General features: G+C 70.3%; 2 pseudogenes (1 of these 2 running past the window's edge). Both read left to right on the forward strand.

The window, feature by feature from the left end:
* A pseudogene (locus K789_RS23055) lies at positions 1–431 on the forward strand (co-chaperone YbbN) (its annotated part extends 450 nt beyond the left edge of the window); the annotation flags it as partial.
* Positions 431–596: pseudogene (locus K789_RS25150) on the forward strand (NADH:flavin oxidoreductase/NADH oxidase); the annotation flags it as partial. The pseudogenes K789_RS23055 and K789_RS25150, both read left to right, overlap by 1 nt.

The raw sequence follows: 596 nt of genomic DNA on the forward strand, positions 1-596 counted from the left end.
CCCCGCCGCTGCCGCCCCTGCACCAGAAGGCGTATGACGCGATCGAGGCCGGAGACTACGCCACCGCCGCTGACGCCTACCGACAGGCCCTCCTGGAGATGCCCGCTGACGCCGAAGCCAAGGCCGGGCTCGCGCAGGTGGAACTGATGGGCCGGCTCCAGCCACTCTCTGCCGCGGACACGGAAGCGCTGCGCCAGAAAGCCGCCACCGAGCCGGACAACCTTGCGGCCCAGCTCGGCGTGGCCGACGTGGACGTCGCCGGCGGACACGTCGAGGACGGTCTCGGACGGATCGTCGCGTTCATCGGCAGGAACTTCGGCCCGGAGCGGGAAACGGCACGGGTCAGGCTGCTGGAACTGTTCGACGTCGTGGGCACGGGCGACGACCGCGTCGCAAAAGCGCGGCAGAACCTCGCGCGGGTGCTCTTCTGATGGGTTCCGCCCTCTTCACGCCGCTGGAACTGCGCTCCCTGCACCTGCGGCACCGCGGCTGGGTGTCGCCCATGTGCCAGTACAGCTGCGAACCGGAAACCGGGGAAGGCGTCCCCAACGACTGGCACCTGATGCATCTGGGCTCCTTCGCCACCGGCGGGGCGG

This window comes from Arthrobacter sp. TB 26 (assembly GCF_000427315.1).
GTDB lineage: Bacteria > Actinomycetota > Actinomycetes > Actinomycetales > Micrococcaceae > Arthrobacter.